This is a genomic window from Kitasatospora sp. NPDC041917, from assembly GCF_055589745.1.
This window is the reverse complement of the sequence record NZ_JBVJBI010000001.1, coordinates 368496-385853: the sequence shown is the minus strand read 5'-3', so window position 1 is coordinate 385853 and position 17358 is coordinate 368496. Positions and strand designations below refer to the sequence as shown.

The window sequence follows — 17358 nt, the reverse complement described above, 5'->3', positions numbered from 1 at the left end:
TCGCTTCCCAGTGATGAGGATGAAGGGGTGGGGAAGCACCAGGCCTGCCCCGTGGTGCTTCCCCACCCCCACCCTCCCGCCGGCTTCGGCTTCGCCTCGCCGCTTCGCCTTCATGGTGTTGCGCAGGAAGTCACCCCGCCGACTTCCTGCGCAGAAACGGCTGGTTGGTTGACGCCCGAGCTTCGAGGACTCTCTTCACGACGTCGGGTCCATGAACCATCAGGCTGTGCAGTGCGCTGACCTGCCGGGCACCGGCCCACACTCCGGTGGTCGGTACGGCGAACTGCCGCAGCTCGATCCGTTCGGTCATGAACGCCGTGCCCGACCAGCCGAGGACACGGAGCAGTAGCAGGGTGGATGCTTCGGCGATCTCCGCCATCCGGTCGGTTTTCCTGAAGAGCGTCAGGAGCCCCGTTGGGTCCGCCGCCAACCGAGTCCAGAAGGGACTGACCCCGTAACGTCCGCGAAGGACGTGTTCCACCCGGCGGACGCTGCGTCGCACACCAGCCCGGAGGGCGGTGCCGCGTCAGCTGAGGATCTTGCTGTCGAATCCGTCGGCCAGAAGCCGCTGGTACGCATCAAGGACCGTCTCCGGAACATCGTGGGCGACGGCGAACCCATGCCTCGGGTACTCGATCACCCGCTGGAGGTCGCCCACGAGGCTGTCGATCACGAGTTGGCCGTCGCCGATGCTTTTCACGTAGTCGTTCAGGTTCATCGGGGTCGAGGTGCATACCGCCTCAGCCTCCGGCCACACCTTGCGGCATGTCGCGTATGCCCGGCGCTCCATGTAGGGCATGCTCACGAGCAGCACCGACCGTGCCTCGACGCCGGCGGCCTCCAGGACCTCACGGGAGAACTGGATGTTCTGGCCGGTGTTGCGGGCACGGGGCTCCTGGTGGATCGCCTGCTCGGGAACCCCGAGGGCGATGGCGTGCTCGGTGAAGTGCACGGCCTCACCGCGGGGGAAGAGCTCCGGCCGGGACGGGTTCGGCCCACCGGTGAACACGACCTTCTGAACCAGGCCGTCCAGATACAGCATCGCCGTCTCGGCTGCCACGCCAAGGTCATGGCAGCCCAGGCCGATCGCCACATCGCACGGCCGCCGCTCGTGCCCCATCCGGTGGTATTCCCAGATCAGCGTGGCGTCCGCCCACTGCCAGTCGGTGATCTCGCGCTGCTGCGCGTCCGCCACGTTCTTCTCCCACTCACTGAAGGCACCGTGCTCGCTGGAATTCAGATCGGATGCCTCGGATGCTCCTTCGTTGGTGGGTCATACCGTACTTGTCCGCCATCACCTCGGCCCTGTCCAGCAGAGCGAACCCTTCCCCGGCCGTCGCGCGATCGGTCAGCGGGATGTGCCCGTGCGCGGTGGTCAGCCGCACGTCCTGCATGGGCGCCGAACCGTTGGTGTTCGTCCTCGCCACCTCGATCAACCGCACTGCCTCGCCGAGATTCCCCACACCGCGGTACGCGAGCGCGAGCTTCTGGTTCCCTGTCGCCCAGTCCTCCACCTCACCCAGGTTCTCGAACACCGGATCGCCGACTCGGCGATGCCGATGGCCTGTTCGTGCTCGCCCTGCTTGTCGAGCGAGGTTCCCACCCACAGGGCCGCCCGAGTCCGATCCCGTGTGCTGAGGCGGACGTCACCGGAAAGGTGGGCGACCTCCGCCGTGATCAGGGTGCATTGCTCGGCCCGCTGTCGGCCTCGGCGGCCGGACTCAACCGGATCAACGTCTCGGTGTTCGGCACGACCGCCGAGGAACTCGGGGCCGTCCAGTCCGAGCGGTTCAGGTCAGCGGGTCTGGCCGGGACGAAGATCCGCGCTGCGGAGCAGACCGTCCGGGCCGCCGTTGCCGACGGCGTCAAGGTGTCCGTGAACATCGTCGTTCCCGGAATGGCGCACGTGGACCGGGTCGTCAACCTGGTCGAGTCGTACGGCCAGTTCGCGGACGTGCGGATGCTCACCAGCATCCAGCACGGGCCGGAGTCGGTGGCGGCGATCTCCGAAGTGCTGGCCCGGGTCGGCGCGGAACCGGTGCTCCGGACGTTCACCGCCGGCACCTCCGACGAGCGCACCCTCTATCGGGCGCTCGGCAGCCGGGCGGTCTACGTCAAGCGGCTGCTGCCCGTGCGGCTCCCCGACACCTGCGCGTCGTGCCGGTTCAACAACGACACGGACTGTGAGGAGGGCTACTACGGCATCCGCCTGTACCTCACCGAGCAGGGGGAGTACATGGTGGGCGTCTGCATCCAGCGGATGGACCTTTGCGTTCCGTTGGCCAAGCTGCCGAAGAGCGGGATCGTGGAGGAGGTGCAGGCCTTCAAGGATGCCGAGGTCCGGAGGCTGACGCGCGAGTACGGCGCTGCCGCCTGAGTGGCGGGCCCTGGCTGGTGGGGCCTTGGCGGCCTCGCTCGACCCGAGCGAGGCCGCCGGCCCGGCGGCGTAGGAAGTCGGCCCGGTCGACTTCCTACGCCCGGGGGTGTCCGGGCCCGGCGGCGTCGAGGCGGCGGACGAGGGCGCGCAGGGCGCGCAGTTCGCGGTCCAGGGCTTCGGCGCCGCGGGCGGTGAGGGAGACCCAGGTGCGGGGGCGGCGTCCGACGTAGCCCTTGGCGACGGCGACGAGGCCGGACTCCTCCAGGACCTTGAGGTGGCGGGACAGGTTGCCGTCGGTGGCGCCCAACTGCTCTTTGAGGAAGCCGAACTCGACCCGGTCGGCCTCGCGGGCGATGGTCAGGATGCCCAGCCGGACCCGCTGGTGGACGGTGTCGTCCAGGGCCAGGGTCGGGTGCTGCTCCCCGGCTTCGTCGGCAACGCTCATGAGGTGACCGTACGGGATGCCCCCGGTGTGCGGCGGGCCGCCGTCCACTGCGCCAGCCCGGCGGCGAGCAGGACCGCCGCCAGGAGCAGGGCCTTCGGCTGCGGGCCGTCGGCCCAGCCGCCGTCGCCCCGGTCGAGCCACGGCAGCCAGCCGCTCTCCCACGGTGCCGCGAGGTAGGCGGTGAGCAGTGCCGTGTGGAGGAGTCCGGCGGAGGCCGCCAGGGGGCTGCGCTCGGCGAGCCCGAGGACGATCAGGCCGATGCCGGCCACGTACCAGGGCGAGGCGTAGGTGTTCGCGAGCAGGGACAGGGCGAACGGCACGCGGTTCACGAACAGCAGGGCGAGCAGCACGGTGGTGGCCAGGATGCCGAGGCCGACCGCGGTGCCGAGCCAGCCGACACGGCGCGGGACGATCCCGCGGGCCTCGCCGCGCCGCCGGTACCAGCGGGACAGCACCAGCCAGGCGAGCGGGAGCAGCGCGTACCAGACGCCCCAGGCCAGGAAGCGGAGGACGGCTCCGTCGAACTCGCCGGCGAGGCACGGGGCGTCCGGTGCGTGCGGGACGCAGAGGCCGATGAGCTCGGAGTACGCGAAGAGCGGATAGGACGTGACGGACCGCCCGTTGGCGCCGAAGTTGTAGGCCTGGCCGGAGATCGGCGCGGCGGCCAGGGCGAGCAGGCCGAACCCGAGCAGTGGCACCCCCGAGCCGCGCAGCCGTGTTCGGGTCCGGGCCCGGAGCCCTTCCGTCTCGGCGAGGAGTTCGGCCGGCCCGGCCCGGTGCTCTGTCGTCATGATCCACCCCTTGTCGCGCACAATCGCTTTGCTGTGCCATGAACTTTGCATCGCAAAGTGATCTGCCGTCAAGGGCACTTGGGGACGGCAGGCCCCGGGAACGCCGAGGGCCCGCACGTTCGACGCGAACGTGCGGGCCCTGGGAGGATTCGGGCTCAGCGGGTGGCGAGGGCCTCCAGGACGCGGTCCAGGGAGGTGCCGAGGCCCCAGCGGGCGGAGAGCTCCTCCAGGGTCATCGGGTAGAGCGGCTCGCGGGGGAGGGCCGGGTCGAAGGCCGGCAGGGGGGCGTCGTCGGCGACGCGGACGACCTTGGGGGCGACGTCGAGGTAGCCGGCGCCCTCGACGATGTTGCGGCGGCGGGCCGGGGTGAGCCTGGAGCCGAGGTCGAGGGCGGCGGTGCGGATGGCCGCGAGGTCGCCGTACTCGTTGATCAGCTGGGCGGCGGTCTTCTCGCCGATGCCCTTGACGCCGGGCAGGCCGTCCGACGGGTCGCCGCGCAGGGCGGCCATGTCGGCGTACTGGGCGCCGCGCACGCCGTACTTCTCCAGCAGCAGCGCGTCGTCGGTGACCTGGAGGTTGCCCATGCCCTTGACCGGGTAGAGCACCGTGATCCCGCGGGCGTCGTCCACCAGCTGGAAGAGGTCGCGGTCGCCGGTGACGATCTGCACCGGCCCGGCGGCGCGGGCGGTGAGGGTGCCGATCACGTCGTCCGCCTCGTAGTCGGGGGAGCCGACCCGGGCGATGCCGAGCGCGTCCAGCACCTGCTCGATCACCGGGACCTGCGGGGCCAGCGTGTCGGGCACCTCCTCCTCGCCGTCCTCGGCCGCCTCGGCGACCCGGTGGGTCTTGTAGGAGGGGATGAGGTCCACCCGCCACTGGGGGCGCCAGTCGGCGTCCATGCAGGCCACCAACTGGTCGGGCCGGTGGTCGTGGACCAGCCTGGCGATGAAGTCCAGCAGCCCACGGACGGCGTTGACCGGCTCACCCTGCGGCGATCGCAGGGTGTCCGGTACGCCGAAGTAGGCCCGGAAGTACAGGCTGGCGGAGTCGAGCAGCATCAGTCGCGGTGCGGTCACGACTCAGCATCATGCCGCACCGCGGTGACGGGCGGGTGTTGTCAGTGCTCGTGCGGTCCGGCGCGGTGGACCGGGCCGTGGGCGTCGGCGCAGTGCTCGACGGTGGAGTCGGCCGGGGTGGTGATCTGCAGCAGCGCGCCCGCCTCGTCCTCGCCGACGTGGTCGACCTGGAGGGTGGAGTGGGTGATGCCGTACTCCTCCGAGAGCCGGCGCTGCAGGGAGCGCCGCACCGCGTGGCAGTCGCCGCCGGGGGTGACCAGGATGTGCGCGGACAGGGCGGGCTGACCGGAGGTGATCTCCCAGATGTGCAGGTCGTGGATCTCCTCGACCAGCGGCTCGGTGACCATCCGGTCGGCCACCGCGTCCGGGTCGATCCCCGCCGGGGCGGCCTCCAGGAAGATCCGCCCGGAGTCCCGGACCAGCGCGATGCCGGCCTTGAGCATCAGGGCGACGACGATCAGCGAGGCGATCGCGTCGGCCCGGGCGAAGCCGGTGATCAGTACGACCGCACCGGCGACGGCGGTGGCGATGAAGGCGTAGAGGTCGGTCAGCACGTGCTGGAAGGCGCCCTCGACGTTCAGCGAGCTGCGGTTGGCCTTGGACATGCACCAGGTGGCGGCCAGGTTGACCACGATCCCGACCAGTGCGGTGATCAGCACCAGTGAGCCGGTGACCTCCGGCGGTTCGAGCAGCCGGGTGATCGCCTCGTAGCCCAGCCAGGCCGACAGCACCAGCAGGGTGACCCCGTTGGCCTGCGCGGAGAGGATCTCGGCGCGCTTGAGGCCGTAGGTGTAGCCGCCGCGGGCCGGGCGGGCGGCGAGCCGCATGGCGATCAGCGCGAGCACGATCGAGGCGGCGTCGGTGAGCATGTGGGCCGCGTCCGAGATCAGCGCCAGGGACTGGGCGGCGAAGCCGACCACGACCTCGCCGGCCATGAAGACGACGATCAGGGCGAGGGCGCTGAGCAGCCAGCGGCGGTCCGCGTCGGCGGCTACGCCGTGCGAGTGGCCGCCGTGCCCGTGCCCTCCGGGGCCGTGGGAGTGTCCGCCGGAGCCGTGCGAGTGCTTCTGGTCATGCGCATGATCATCGTGCGAATGCTCGTGCCCGGCCATGGAGGTCCTCTCTGGGCGCACGGGTGGGAAAGGGGGCGTGGCGCGACCGCCCCGCAACCGAAGTGAACCGCAGAATCGACAAAGATCCAAAGGTTGTACTGGTGACCGTTGTCGTTCCCGTCCGGGCGGCCGGACCCGGCGCACTCCGCAGCCGCCCAGCGGGCCGAACTCCCGTTCCCTCATGCCCAGTTGTGCTACCCCAGTGCCAGCGGGTCGAGGACCGCCGCGGTGGCCGCCCGGGCCAGGGCCCGCATCAGCCGCAGGTCCTCCCCCTGCTCCGGATGCCACTGCACCCCGAGCGTGAACCCCGGACCCTCCACCGCCTCCACCGTCCCGTCCGGCGCGTGGGCGCTCACCCGCAGGCCGGCCCCCAGCCGGTCGACGGCCTGGTGGTGGAAGGTCGGCACCTCCAGCTCGCTCTCCGGCAGCAGCCCGCCCAGCAGCGTCCCCGGCACCGGCCGCACCGGGTGCGAGCCGTAGAGCCCGGGCGAACCGCCGTGTACGTCCGCCGGCACCACGTCCGGCAGGTGCTGCACCAGCGTCCCGCCGCACACCACGTTCAGGATCTGCATGCCCCGGCAGACCGCCAGCAGCGGCATCCCCGCCGCCAGCGCCGACCGCAGCAGCGCGACCTCCCAGGCGTCCCGCTCCGGCGACTCGATCTCGGTCGCCGGATGGGCCGGCTGCCCGTAGTACGCCGGGTCGATGTCCGGCCCGCCCGCGATCACCAGGCCGTCCAGCCGGGCCAGCACCTCCGGGGCGCGCTCCGGGACGTCCGGCGGCAGCAGGACCGCGATCCCGCCCGAGTCCCGGACCTGCGCGGTGTACCGCTCGGGCAGCAGGGCCACCCGGCGGCCCCGCCAATCGCTCCAACTCGCGTCCACCAGGTAGGTGCTGACGCCGATCAAAGGCCTGCGATCCATGGCGCGCATTCTCCCCCCGGGGCACCTGATCCACCGTCAGCCACGCGCGTCGGCGCGCCACGGGCACCCGACACCCACCCGCCCTCTTCCGCCCCGCGAGTCGCAGGCCGTACGGTTCGCTGTGACCGCTTGATCTCGAAGAGTGATCGAGGAGGAGGGTTCGGCATGTCCGAACTGCCCGAACAGGCCGCCGCCGGCTCGCCGGCCCGGCCGCCGCTGACCCTGGACGGGCTGCGCACCCTGGTGGACTCCGGCGAGGTGCACACCGTCGCGCTCGCCTTCACCGACATGCAGGGCCGCCTCCAGGGCAAGCGCTTCGCCGCCCGGTTCTTCCTCGACGAGGTCGCCGAGCACGGCGCCGAGGCCTGCGACTACCTGCTGGCCGTCGACGTCGACCTGAACACCGTGGACGGCTACGCCTTCTCCTCCTGGGCCACCGGCTACGGCGACTTCGCGATGCGCCCCGACCTCGGCACCCTGCGGCTGACCCCCTGGCAGCCCGGTACCGCCCAGGTCACCGCCGACCTCGCCCGGCACGGCGGCCACCCGGTGGACGCCGCCCCGCGCCAGCTGCTGCGCCGCCAGATCGCCCGGCTCGCCGAGCACGGCCTGGCCGCCGACATCGGCACCGAACTGGAGTTCCTGGTCTTCCGCGACACCTACGAGCAGGCCTGGCTGGGCGGCTACCGCGGCCTGACCCCGGCGAACCTCTACAACGTGGACTACTCGATGCTGGGCACCGCCCGGGTCGAGCCGCTGCTGTCCCGGATCCGCACCGAGATGGCCGGCGCCGGCCTGGTGGTGGAGTCCGCCAAGGGCGAGTGCAACCTCGGCCAGCACGAGATCGCCTTCCGCTACACCGACGCCCTCACCACCTGCGACCAGCACAGCGTCTACAAGACCGGCGCGAAGGAGATCGCCGCCCAGCTCGGCTGCGCGCTCACCTTCATGGCCAAGTACGACGAGCGCGAGGGCAACAGCTGCCACATCCACCTCTCGCTGCGCGACGCCGTCGGCGCCCCCGCCTTCGCCGACCGGGACGGCCGGATGACGGACACCATGCGGTACTTCCTGGCCGGCCAGCTGGTCGCGCTGCGCGAGTTCAGCCTGCTGTACGCGCCGAACATCAACTCCTACAAGCGCTACCGCCCCGGCTCCTTCGCCCCGACCGCGGTCGCCTGGGGCCGGGACAACCGCACCTGCGCCTACCGGGTGGTCGGCCACGGCCCCGGCCTGCGGATGGAGAACCGGGTGCCCGGCGGCGACGTCAACCCGTACCTCGCGGTGGCCGGGATGATCGCGGCCGGCCTGCACGGGCTGCAGCGCAAGCTGGACCTGCCCGCGCCCTGCCTCGGCAACGCCTACGCGGTCGAGGAGTACGTCCGGGTGCCCGGATCGCTGCGCGAGGCGGCCGAGCTGTGGGCGGGCAGCGCACTGGCCCGCGAGGCCTTCGGCGACGACGTGGTCGAGCACTACCTGAACATGGCCCGGGTCGAGCAGGCCGCCTACGACGGGGCGGTCACCGACTGGGAGCGCTATCGATCCTTCGAACGGATGTGACGCATGACCGAGCCCGACGCGAGCGCCGGGAGCAGCACCGTCCGCAATCCCGCCACCGGCGAGGTGCTCGCCACCGTCCCCGACACCGCCCCCGAACGGCTGGACGCGGCCGTCCGGCGGGCGGCTGGGGCCCAGACCGGCTGGGCGGCGCTCGCCCCCGGCGAACGTGCCCGGCTGCTGCGCCGGTTCGCCGACCAGGTCGAGGCGCACGTCCCCGAGCTGGCGGCCCTGGAGGTGGCGGAGGCCGGCCACCTGCCGGCCAACGCCCACTGGGAGGCCGGCAACGTCCGGGACCTGCTGGAGTACGCGGCCGGGGGAGTGGAGCGGCTGACCGGCCGGCAGATCCCGGTGGCCGGCGGCCTGGACGTGACCTTCCACGAGCCGGTCGGCGTGGTCGGGGTGATCGCACCGTGGAACTTCCCGATGCCGATCGCCGCCTGGGGCGTCGCCCCCGCCCTCGCGGCCGGTAACGCCGTCCTGCTCAAGCCCGCCGAGGCCACTCCGCTGACCGCTCTGCGGCTGGCCGAACTCGGCCTCGCGGCGGGCCTGCCCGAGGGCCTGTTCCAGGTCGTCCCCGGCGCGGGCACCACCACCGGCCGGGCCCTGGTGGACCACCCGGCCGTCCGCAAGATCGTCTTCACCGGCTCGACCGTCGTCGGCAAGGAGGTCGCCGCCCGCTGCGCCGCCCGCGCCAAGCGGGTCACCCTGGAACTCGGCGGCAAGAGCCCCAGCATCGTCTTCGCCGACGCCGACCTGGCCCGCGCCGCCGACCCGATGTCCTTCGCCGACAACAGCGGCCAGGACTGCTGCGCCCGCAGCCGGATCCTGGTCCAGCGCGAGGTGTACGAGGACTTCCTCGCCCTGCTGCTGCCCGCCGTCGAGAGCCTGCGCACCGGCGACCCGACCGACCCGCAGACGGAGCTCGGCCCGCTGATCTCGGCCGCCCAGGTCCGCCGGGTGGCCTCCTACCTCACCCCCGACCTGCCGGTGCTGGCCCGCGGCAAGGTCCCGGACGGGCCCGGTTACTGGTACCCGCCGACGGTCGTCGGCCCCGAGGACCCGCAGGTCCCGGCCGTCACCGAGGAGATCTTCGGCCCGGTCGCCGCCGTCCTGCCGTTCACCGACGAGGCCGACGCGGTGCGCCTGGCCAACGCCACCCGCTACGGCCTGGCCGGCTCGATCTGGACCCGGGACGTCGGCCGGGCGCTGCGCCTGGCCCGCGGCGTACGGGCGGGCAACCTGTCGGTCAACTCGCACTCCTCGGTGCGCTACTGGACGCCCTTCGGCGGCTACGGCGAGTCCGGGGTCGGCCGCGAGCTGGGCCCGGACGCGCTGCGCCACTTCACCGAGACCAAGAACGTCTTCATCCACAGCGAGGAGTGACAGCCCGATGAGCGAGAAGCACGCCGCGCGGGACGAGGTCGTCTGCCGCCGGCTGGTCGGCCGCACCGCCGTGGTCACCGGCGCGGGCAGCGGGATCGGCCTGGCCGCCGCCCGCCGGCTCGCCTCGGAGGGGGCGAAGGTGGTCTGCGCCGACCTCGACGAGGAGACCGGGCGGGCCGCCGCCAAGGAGGTCGGCGGGCTGTTCGTGCACACCGACGTCACCGACCCGTACATGGTGGAGGCGCTGTTCGACGAGGCGTACGAGACCTGCGGCAGCGTGGACGTCGCGTTCAACAACGCGGGCATCTCGCCGCCCGAGGACGACTCGATCCTGACCACCGGCCTGGACGCCTGGCGCAGGGTCCAGGAGGTCAACCTGACCTCGGTCTACCTGTGCTGCAAGGCCGCGCTGCCGTACATGCGCCGGCACGGGCGCGGCTCGATCATCAACACCGCCAGCTTCGTGGCCCGGATGGGCGCGGCCACCTCGCAGATCTCCTACACCGCCTCCAAGGGCGGGGTGCTGGCGATGTCCCGCGAGCTGGGCGTGCAGTTCGCCCGGGAGGGCATCCGGGTCAACGCGCTCTCGCCCGGACCGGTGGACACCCCGCTGCTGCGCGAGCTGTTCGCCGCGGACCCGGAGCGGGCCGCCCGCCGGCTGGTGCACATCCCGCTCGGCCGGTTCGCCCGGGCCGAGGAGATCGCCGCCGCGGTGGCCTTCCTGGCCAGCGACGACTCCTCCTTCATCACGGCGAGCGAGTTCCTGGTGGACGGCGGCATCTCCGGCGCGTACGTCACCCCGCTGTAGCCGCCGCCGGTGGGAATCCCGGCCGCGCCGGCCGCGCCGGACGGGGTTCTCACCGGAATCTCATCGAAAACGGCGGGAATTCCCGGCTGCGCTGATTTCGCGTTTATCCGGCTGCCTTTAGATTCTCTTCTGTGAGCGAGCAGATTCCCGCCGGGTGGTACCCGGATCCCAAGGACACCACGAGCCACCCGAGGCCGCAGCGGTGGTGGGACGGCAAGGGCTGGACGGCCGACACCCGGCCCGCACCCTCGGACGCCCCCGCCTCGGACGCCCCTGCGCCGGGAGCGGCCGAGCAGCCCACGGTGCTGGAGGGCGAGGTGCTGGAGAGCGGCCCGACCGTCCGCTACCCGGAGCCGCCGCCCTTCGGCGCCGCCTACGGCACGCCCGGCGGGCCGCCGCGCAAGGCCCGGCGCAAGCCCTCCAAGCTGGTGCTGGCGACCACCGTGGCCGCCCTGCTCGGCCTGGGTGTCGGCGCCGGGGTCACCTACCTCGCGACGGACGGCCACGGGGACCGCGCCCCGCGCAGCGCCCGCCCGGTCCCGCAGGGCGGCTACGGCCCGTGGGGCGGCGCCCCGGACTTCGGGGACCCCGGCAACGGCGGCAACGGCGGGAGCGGGAACGGCAAGGGCGGAAACGGCGGCAAGGGCGGGAACGGGGGCGGCAACGGCGGCGGCCGGACCAGCCCGAACGCCGACAAGGCGATCGACGTGGTCAACCGGCTCACCCTGCCGGTCCCGGACGGCTGGGAGGCCGGCACCACCCCGGACGGGTACGCCTCGCTCAGCGTCGGCTCGTACACCTGCGCGGACGGCAAGGGCAGCTGCTCCCTCGGCGGCGTGAACACCGGCCGGATCGACGGCGGCGGAACCGACGCCCAGGCGGCGGCCAAGGCCGACATCGCGACGGCCGCCAAGGCCGCGTACGGCGACGTCACCGGGCACCAGGAGCTCAAGTCCGAGGCCGTGAAGGTCAACGGCCAGGACGGCTACCTGGTCCGCTGGAAGGTGGACGCGCCCAAGGGCAACAACGGCTACGTGCAGACCGTGGTCTTCCCGTCCGCCGACGGGAAGACGCTGGTCTCGGTGCACTTCGGCTTCGACATCGCCGACAAGTCGCCCGACGTCGCGGTGATGGACACCGTCATCCAGGGCATCTCCGCCTACAAGGGCAAGATCCCGAGCATCCCCGGGCTGCCCGGGACGGGCTCCGGCTCCGGCGGGTCCGGTGCGGACGGCGGCGTCGGGGGCACCACCACCTGAGCACCGCGCTCCTCACACGGCGGCCCACCCGGGAGGGAACCCTCCGGGTGGGCCGCCGTTCGTCGTCGTACGGGTGGTGCCACGGGAGCCGGGCCGGACGGGGGTGCGCCGGCCCGGCTCCCGTGCCCGGCGTCAGGAGTCGCGTCGAACAGCCTCGACGCGACGGCGCCGGAGCACCATGCCGGCCCAGCCGACACCGATCGCGGCAGCGCCCGCGAGCAGCAGCGGACCGGTGGCCGAGGTGCCGCCCACGGCCGCGGAGGCGGTCGGGATCACCTGGCCGGCCGGGGAGTCCGGGTCCCCGCCGTGGCCGTGGTGGGCGACCGTGGACTTGGACGCGTCGGCCGCGATCTGGGCGTCGCTGGGAGCGGCCGGGGCCTGGGCGGCGAGCGCCGACACGGCCGTGGTGGAGGCGCCGAAGTCGACGTCGGAGCAGGAGTAGAAGGCCTCCGGGCTGTCGCTGCGCTGCCACACCGTGTAGAGGACCTGGCGGCCGGTGCGCTGCGGCAGGGTACCGGAGTAGGTGTAGGACCCGTTGACCGCGTTGCGGTCGACCTGCACCTTGGCCACCGGGGTCTGGTCGAGGTCCGACCACTTCAGCGGCTTGGTCGGGTCGTAGCCCGCCTTGGTGATGTAGACGGTCTGGGTGCCGACGTGCGGCGCGGTGGTGCGGAACTGGAAGGTGAAGGTCCCGGCCTTCACCGCGGTGGCCGGCCAGTCGGTGCGCGGCCAGTCCAGCGCCGCGTACTTGTCGCGGTTGGCCGAGCAGAGCTTGCCGTCCGGGATCAGCGCCTGGTGGTTGCCGTTGGCGTTGGCGATGTTGACCTCGTTCCAGTCGTACAGCGGCTGGGTGCCGCTCGCGGCGACGAGGTCCTTGCAGACCTGGGACACCGGGTGCTCGGGGCCCTCGGCGTAGCAGGCGGCGACCCGGCTGACGGGATTGGTCATCGTGCCGTGGGCGCTGGCGGTGCCGGCGGTGGCACCGGCCACCGCGAGGAGCGCGGCGCCGATCACGCCGACGGACAGGGCATTGCGCTTGATGGACATGGGGTGGGGACTCCTTGACCGTCGTTCCGGGCACGTGTGGGGGAGGAGCGGGCACGCCTGCCCGTTCGGGGGCCGCCGGCCCGGCGCACGGCCCCCGGCCAGAGCGTAGGATTGGTCTGGACCAGATGGCAATAGCCGCGCGTACTGTGCTTGTTGACGGACTGTAGGCCCCCGAGCAGCGCAAAGGCCCGACGGACGGCCGCGGTTAGCCGTTCCATCGGGCCCCGTTAAGGCTCCGGAAAGGTCAGCGCCGCATGTCGTGGATGATGCCGGCCTGGATCACGAGGTCGCTGTTGACGGTCGAGTTCCCGTCGATGGTGTTGATGATGTACGTCCCGCCCACCTTGTTGAACCGCCCGGGGGCGAACTCCGCGAGGATCTCGAAGAGTTCCTCGGCCGCCTGCGGCTCCGTCCGGAACAGTGTGCGCAGCCGGTTGCGCAGGGCCGCGGCCTGGTCGGCCAGGACCTCCTGGTCGCCGTCGGCCTCCAGCACCTCGGCGCGAATCACCTCCAGCTCGGCGCTCGCCTCCTCGTCCCGCTCGCCGCGCCCGAACAGCCGGGCGATCCGTGAACCGGCCTGATTCCAGGCGGCCGTGGCCATCAGGCCGGCCACGGAGGCCGCTCCGGACCTCACCATCTCCTGCACGAGCTCGGCATCCATGCGGCCCCTCCCGGTTCCAGCTTCAGTGTCGGTACCACGGTAGGGCAGAGCCGGACGAAGCGTCAGAGGAACGTCCTGCCCTCGCCCCGGTACGTCGGCACGGTCCGTACGATCCGGTCGTCCTCGATCAGGTGCAGCTCGGCGAAGCGTTCGCACAGCTCACCCGCCTTGGCGTGCCGGAACCAGACCCGGTCGCCGATCAGCAGGTCGTCCGCCGCGGAGCCGAGCAGCGGGGTCTGCACCTCCCCGGCGCCCTCCATCGGGTCGTAGCGCAGCCCGGCCGGCAGGTACGGCACCGGCGAGCGGTCCGGGCCGGCCGCGCCGGAGGCCGGGTAGCCGCCGCCGAGGACGGTCACCACGCCGAGGCCGGGGCGGCGTACCACCGGCTGGCCGAAGAGCGCGGCCGGGCGGCCCCGGAACGTGCGGTAGTTGTCGAACAGCTGCGGCTGGTACAGCCCGGAGCCGGCCGCGACCTCGGTGACGGCGCGTTCGGCCACGGTGGACTCCACGCTGCCGGTGCCGCCGCCGTTGACGAACTCCAGGTCGGCCACCTGTCGCAGTCGCCGGACCGTCGCCGCGCGCCGCTCGGCCAGCTCGGCCCGGGCCTTGGCCTGCATCAGCCGGATCAGCCCGGAGCGCACCGGCCGGCCGGGCACCCGGTCGCCCACCCCGGCGACGTGCCCCTCGTACGCCATCAGGCCGACCACCCGGAAGCCCCGGCGGCGCTGGACGAGCTCGGCGAAGGCGCCGAGGTCCTCGGGGGTGCGCAGCGGGGAGCGCCGGGCGCCCACCCGGACCCGGCCGCCGAGCAGGTGCAGAGAGGTGTCCAGCTCCAGGCAGACCCGCACCTCGGCGTCGCCGCCGCGGGCCCGGTCGATCAGGTCCAGCTGGGCCGGGTCGTCCAGCACCACGGTGATCTCGCGGGCGGCCCCGGGGTCGGCGGTGAGATCGGCGAAGCCGGCCCGGTCGGCGGAGGGGTAGGCGAGCAGGATGTCGCGGACGCCGGTGCGGGCCAGCCAGAGCGACTCGTCCAGGGTGAAGCTCATCACCCCGAGGAAGCCGTCCACGGCCAGCGCCCGCTCCAGCAGCGCCCGGCAGCGGATCGACTTGCTGGCCAGCCGGATCGGTTTGCCGCCCGCCCGGCGGACCAGGTCGGCGGCGTTCGCGTCGAACGCGGCGAGGTCCACGACGGCCACCGGCCCGTCCAGGTGGGCGGTGGCGCGGTCGTACCGGAGGCGGTCGGAGACCGGGGCGGGAGCGGTCGCGGGTGCGTCGAGGATCACCATGGGCGCAGGGTGCCACACCGCGCTACCGGTGGGTAGGCCCCGCGTACGGGGAACGTGCAGGGAAATGGGGCCGCTCGCGCGCGGTGGCATAGGGTCGGGCGGGTGGACCGCAAAGACTTCTCCAACCCGGCGTTCGTCGGCAAGAGCATCCCGAACCCCGGCTTCTCCGACGACGACGGCACCGCCGACCCGGCGCTCACCGAGGCCCTCGCGCGCTGGTCGCAGGACGGCGCGGCCGAGTCGGAGGTGCTGGCGGCGCTGACCCCCACCCGGCTGATGGTCCCGATCGTCGCGATCCTCGGCGAGGTCGAGGTGGACGCGCACGGGCACCGGCACGAGAAGACCAGCGACATGGCCGTCCCGGTGCTGGAGGCCCCGGACGGGCGCCGCGCGCTGCCGGCCTTCACGTCGCTGGAGGCGCTGGCCCGCTGGCGCGCCGACGCCCGTCCGGCGCCGACGGCGGCCCCGCAGGCCGCGATGGTCGCCTTCTCGGAGCGGGCCGACACGCTGCTGATCGACCCGGCCGGGCCGGTGCCGTTCCGGCTGAGCGGCGCCCGGCTGCGGGCGCTGGCGGAGAACCGGCCGTTCCTGCCGCCGGCCCTGGACCCGGAGGTGCGCGAGGCGGTCCGCGGGCTGCTGGCGGCGGAGCCGCAGGTGGTTACCGGGCTGCTGGCGGGCTCGGAGGGCTCCGACGGGGTGCTCGCGGTGGTGTTCGACCCGGCGCTGGACCAGGCGGGGCTGCAGGCGGCCGCGCAGCGGGTCGGGCGGGCGGTGGCCGCGGACCCGCTGCTGCGGGTGCGGCTGGACCGGGGGCTGGACCTCGCGGTGCTGCCGGCGAGTGCGGAGCTGCCGGGGGAGCCGCTCTACAGGCGTTGACGGAGCGGGAGGTCCGGCACGCGCGTGCCGGACCTCCCGCGAGCGGTCTCAGGAGTAGACCGGCCCGGTGAACTTCTCGCCCGGGCCCGCGCCCGGGGCGTCCGGGACGATCGAGGCCTCGCGGAAGGCGAGCTGGAGCGAGCGCAGCCCGTCGCGCAGCGGCGCGGCGTGGAAGTTGCTGATCTCCGGGGCGCCGGCGGTGACCAGCCCGGCCAGTGCGGTGATCAGCTTGCGGGCCTCGTCCAGGTCCTTGTCCTTGTCGCCGCCCTCGGCGAGACCGCACTTGACGGCGGCGGCGCTCATCAGGTGCACCGCGACGGTGGTGATCACCTCGACGGCCGGGACCTCGGCGATGTCGCGGGTGAGGTCGTCGAAGCCGATCGCGTCGTCGTCCGCGCCGGGGTTCTGGGTGGGCTCGCTGCTCAAGGTGGGCTCGTTCCATCGTGTTCGGTCTGTCCGTACCCATGGAGCGTACAAGGGCCCCTTCGGTACCAGGACGAGGCCGTATCCGCGCCGGGAGGCGGCCGTTCCCCGCGCCGGGAGGCGGCCGCGCGAAGGGGCGGAATGGCGTTCGCCCCCCCGACGCTGTAAGCTTCGAGACTGACCGGCCGGGATCCCGTATGGGCACTCGGCCAGCAAGTGGAGGCTCCACTGAGGAGGCCCGAGAGGGCAACCGCGAAAGTCTCCCACCTGGTCGGCCTCAGGGTCGACGGGTCCCGGTCCGCGACGGGCGCCCCTGGCGCCGAGTCGCCGCAGCGCCCCTCACCGGGCGTCGCCCCCGGTTGTGTGGAGCCCCGCTTGTACCGAGCGGGGCTTTTTTCGTGTGGCGGTGTACGTACCGGACAGCGCAGCACGAATGAAGCCCCGCCCAGTGGTCGAGTCCACTACGTGCGACCGCCGTCCGACGGCCGCATCGCAGAAGGTGCAACCGAGGAGGCCCCATCAGCACCGAGCCCCGCATCAACGACCGGATTCGCGTCCCCGAGGTGCGACTCGTCGGTCCCAGCGGCGAGCAGGTCGGCATCGTGCCGCTTGCCAAGGCGCTGGAGCTCGCGCAGGAGTACGACCTCGACCTGGTCGAGGTCGCGGCGACCGCCCGGCCGCCGGTGTGCAAGCTCATGGACTACGGCAAGTTCAAGTACGAGTCGGCCATGAAGGCCCGTGAGGCGCGCAAGAACCAGGCGCACACGGTCATCAAGGAGATGAAGCTCCGGCCGAAGATCGACCCGCACGACTATGACACCAAGAAGGGTCACGTCGTCCGGTTCCTCAAGCAGGGCGACAAGGTCAAGATCACGATCATGTTCCGCGGTCGTGAGCAGTCCCGCCCCGAGCTGGGCTTCCGTCTGCTTCAGCGGCTTGCCGACGACGTCCAGGACCTGGGCTTCGTGGAGTCCTCGCCCAAGCAGGACGGCCGTAACATGATCATGGTCCTTGGCCCGCACAAGAAGAAGACCGAGGCGATGGCCGAGGCCCGCGCCCTCGCGGACGCCCGCAAGGCCGAGCGTCAGGGCCGCACCGCCGGCTCCGACGCCGCTGCGGACACCGAGGACGAGGACGTTGTGACCGAGGTCGAGGACGTCGAGGTCGAGGACGTCGTGACCGAGGACGAGGACGTCGCGACCGAGGCGCAGGACGCCCCGGCCGAGGCGCCGGCCGTCGAGGCCGACGCTCCGGTCGAGCAGCCGGCCGCCTCCCAGGGCGCCTGAGCCCTCACCGGCCAGGAGGCCCGGGAGACCGGCCCCCAGGGTGAC

The 17358-nt window shown here is 72.8% G+C and carries 19 protein-coding genes; 7 read left to right on the top strand and 12 right to left on the bottom strand.

Annotation, left to right across the window (positions count from 1 at the left end):
- Positions 1-130 precede the first annotated feature (130 nt).
- The 3 genes from ACZ6EM_RS01775 to ACZ6EM_RS01765 form a co-directional block, all read right to left on the bottom strand.
- Positions 131-379, bottom strand: coding sequence for a hypothetical protein (locus ACZ6EM_RS01775; RefSeq protein ID WP_401053056.1), 249 nt, complete (start codon positions 377-379; stop codon positions 131-133).
- Positions 380-526: 147 nt separating this feature from the next.
- The gene (locus tag ACZ6EM_RS01770) at positions 527-1195 is read right to left on the bottom strand and encodes a YdcF family protein (RefSeq protein ID WP_465771366.1); all 669 of its coding nucleotides are present in this window, start codon (positions 1193-1195) and stop codon (positions 527-529) included.
- 13 nt (positions 1196-1208) lie between these two features.
- Positions 1209-1535: a hypothetical protein gene (locus ACZ6EM_RS01765; RefSeq protein ID WP_401053054.1), complete on the bottom strand. Its 327-nt coding sequence runs from the start codon at positions 1533-1535 to the stop codon at positions 1209-1211.
- A 152-nt stretch (positions 1536-1687) separates the two neighbouring features.
- Between ACZ6EM_RS01765 and ACZ6EM_RS01760 the strand changes: the two genes are divergently transcribed.
- Positions 1688-2377: a hypothetical protein gene (locus ACZ6EM_RS01760; protein WP_465771365.1), complete on the top strand. Its 690-nt coding sequence runs from the start codon at positions 1688-1690 to the stop codon at positions 2375-2377.
- 94 nt (positions 2378-2471) lie between these two features.
- On the opposite strand, the gene ACZ6EM_RS01755 is transcribed toward ACZ6EM_RS01760, so the two are convergent.
- From ACZ6EM_RS01755 to ACZ6EM_RS01735, 5 genes are all read right to left on the bottom strand, one after another.
- Entirely contained in the window at positions 2472-2822 is a 351-nt protein-coding gene (locus ACZ6EM_RS01755) for a winged helix-turn-helix domain-containing protein (RefSeq protein WP_401053050.1), read from the bottom strand.
- The gene (locus ACZ6EM_RS01750; RefSeq protein WP_452177287.1) at positions 2819-3613 is read right to left on the bottom strand and encodes a hypothetical protein; all 795 of its coding nucleotides are present in this window, start codon (positions 3611-3613) and stop codon (positions 2819-2821) included. Before ACZ6EM_RS01750 ends, ACZ6EM_RS01755 begins: the two co-directional genes overlap by 4 nt.
- Positions 3614-3768: 155 nt before the next feature.
- Complete coding sequence (locus ACZ6EM_RS01745) at positions 3769-4671, bottom strand: 5'-3' exonuclease (RefSeq protein WP_465771392.1); 903 nt, start codon at positions 4669-4671, stop codon at positions 3769-3771.
- Positions 4672-4730: 59 nt separating this feature from the next.
- Positions 4731-5801 carry a cation diffusion facilitator family transporter gene (locus tag ACZ6EM_RS01740; RefSeq protein WP_465771364.1) on the bottom strand — a complete coding sequence of 357 codons (1071 nt, stop codon included), beginning with the start codon at positions 5799-5801 and terminating at the stop codon, positions 4731-4733.
- Positions 5802-5995: 194 nt separating this feature from the next.
- Positions 5996-6724, bottom strand: coding sequence for a gamma-glutamyl-gamma-aminobutyrate hydrolase family protein (locus ACZ6EM_RS01735; RefSeq protein ID WP_465771363.1), 729 nt, complete (start codon positions 6722-6724; stop codon positions 5996-5998).
- 165 nt (positions 6725-6889) lie between these two features.
- Between ACZ6EM_RS01735 and ACZ6EM_RS01730 the strand changes: the two genes are divergently transcribed.
- From ACZ6EM_RS01730 to ACZ6EM_RS01715, 4 genes are all read left to right on the top strand, one after another.
- The gene (locus ACZ6EM_RS01730; protein WP_452177290.1) at positions 6890-8284 is read left to right on the top strand and encodes a glutamine synthetase family protein; all 1395 of its coding nucleotides are present in this window, start codon (positions 6890-6892) and stop codon (positions 8282-8284) included.
- A gap of 3 nt (positions 8285-8287) precedes the next feature.
- Positions 8288-9667 (top strand): aldehyde dehydrogenase family protein, encoded by a 1380-nt coding sequence (locus ACZ6EM_RS01725; protein ID WP_465771362.1) that lies wholly within the window; start codon positions 8288-8290, stop codon positions 9665-9667.
- A 7-nt stretch (positions 9668-9674) separates the two neighbouring features.
- Positions 9675-10475 (top strand): 3-oxoacyl-ACP reductase, encoded by an 801-nt coding sequence (locus ACZ6EM_RS01720; RefSeq protein WP_380455629.1) that lies wholly within the window; start codon positions 9675-9677, stop codon positions 10473-10475.
- 131 nt (positions 10476-10606) lie between these two features.
- Positions 10607-11734: a DUF2510 domain-containing protein gene (locus ACZ6EM_RS01715; protein WP_465771361.1), complete on the top strand. Its 1128-nt coding sequence runs from the start codon at positions 10607-10609 to the stop codon at positions 11732-11734.
- A gap of 132 nt (positions 11735-11866) precedes the next feature.
- Here the strand turns inward: ACZ6EM_RS01715 and ACZ6EM_RS01710 are convergent, their stop codons facing one another.
- The 3 genes from ACZ6EM_RS01710 to ACZ6EM_RS01700 all read right to left on the bottom strand — a co-directional run bounded on the left by ACZ6EM_RS01710 (position 11867) and on the right by ACZ6EM_RS01700 (position 14728).
- Positions 11867-12781, bottom strand: a complete 915-nt coding sequence (locus ACZ6EM_RS01710; RefSeq protein WP_465771360.1) for a lytic polysaccharide monooxygenase auxiliary activity family 9 protein — start codon at positions 12779-12781, stop codon at positions 11867-11869.
- Between the two features lie 244 nt (positions 12782-13025).
- Positions 13026-13442, bottom strand: a complete 417-nt coding sequence (locus ACZ6EM_RS01705) for a hypothetical protein (RefSeq protein ID WP_380552978.1) — start codon at positions 13440-13442, stop codon at positions 13026-13028.
- Positions 13443-13504: 62 nt separating this feature from the next.
- The gene (locus ACZ6EM_RS01700) at positions 13505-14728 is read right to left on the bottom strand and encodes an amino acid deaminase/aldolase (RefSeq protein ID WP_465771358.1); all 1224 of its coding nucleotides are present in this window, start codon (positions 14726-14728) and stop codon (positions 13505-13507) included.
- A 102-nt stretch (positions 14729-14830) separates the two neighbouring features.
- Between ACZ6EM_RS01700 and ACZ6EM_RS01695 the strand changes: the two genes are divergently transcribed.
- Positions 14831-15604: an SseB family protein gene (locus tag ACZ6EM_RS01695; protein ID WP_452177295.1), complete on the top strand. Its 774-nt coding sequence runs from the start codon at positions 14831-14833 to the stop codon at positions 15602-15604.
- A gap of 48 nt (positions 15605-15652) precedes the next feature.
- Here ACZ6EM_RS01695 and ACZ6EM_RS01690 read toward each other — a convergent pair whose 3' ends face one another.
- Positions 15653-16030, bottom strand: a complete 378-nt coding sequence (locus ACZ6EM_RS01690; protein WP_329928691.1) for a DUF1844 domain-containing protein — start codon at positions 16028-16030, stop codon at positions 15653-15655.
- 515 nt (positions 16031-16545) lie between these two features.
- On the opposite strand from ACZ6EM_RS01690, the gene infC reads away from it, so the two are divergent.
- Positions 16546-17313 (top strand): translation initiation factor IF-3, encoded by a 768-nt coding sequence (gene infC / locus ACZ6EM_RS01685; protein ID WP_401043852.1) that lies wholly within the window; start codon positions 16546-16548, stop codon positions 17311-17313.
- Positions 17314-17358 lie beyond the last annotated feature (45 nt).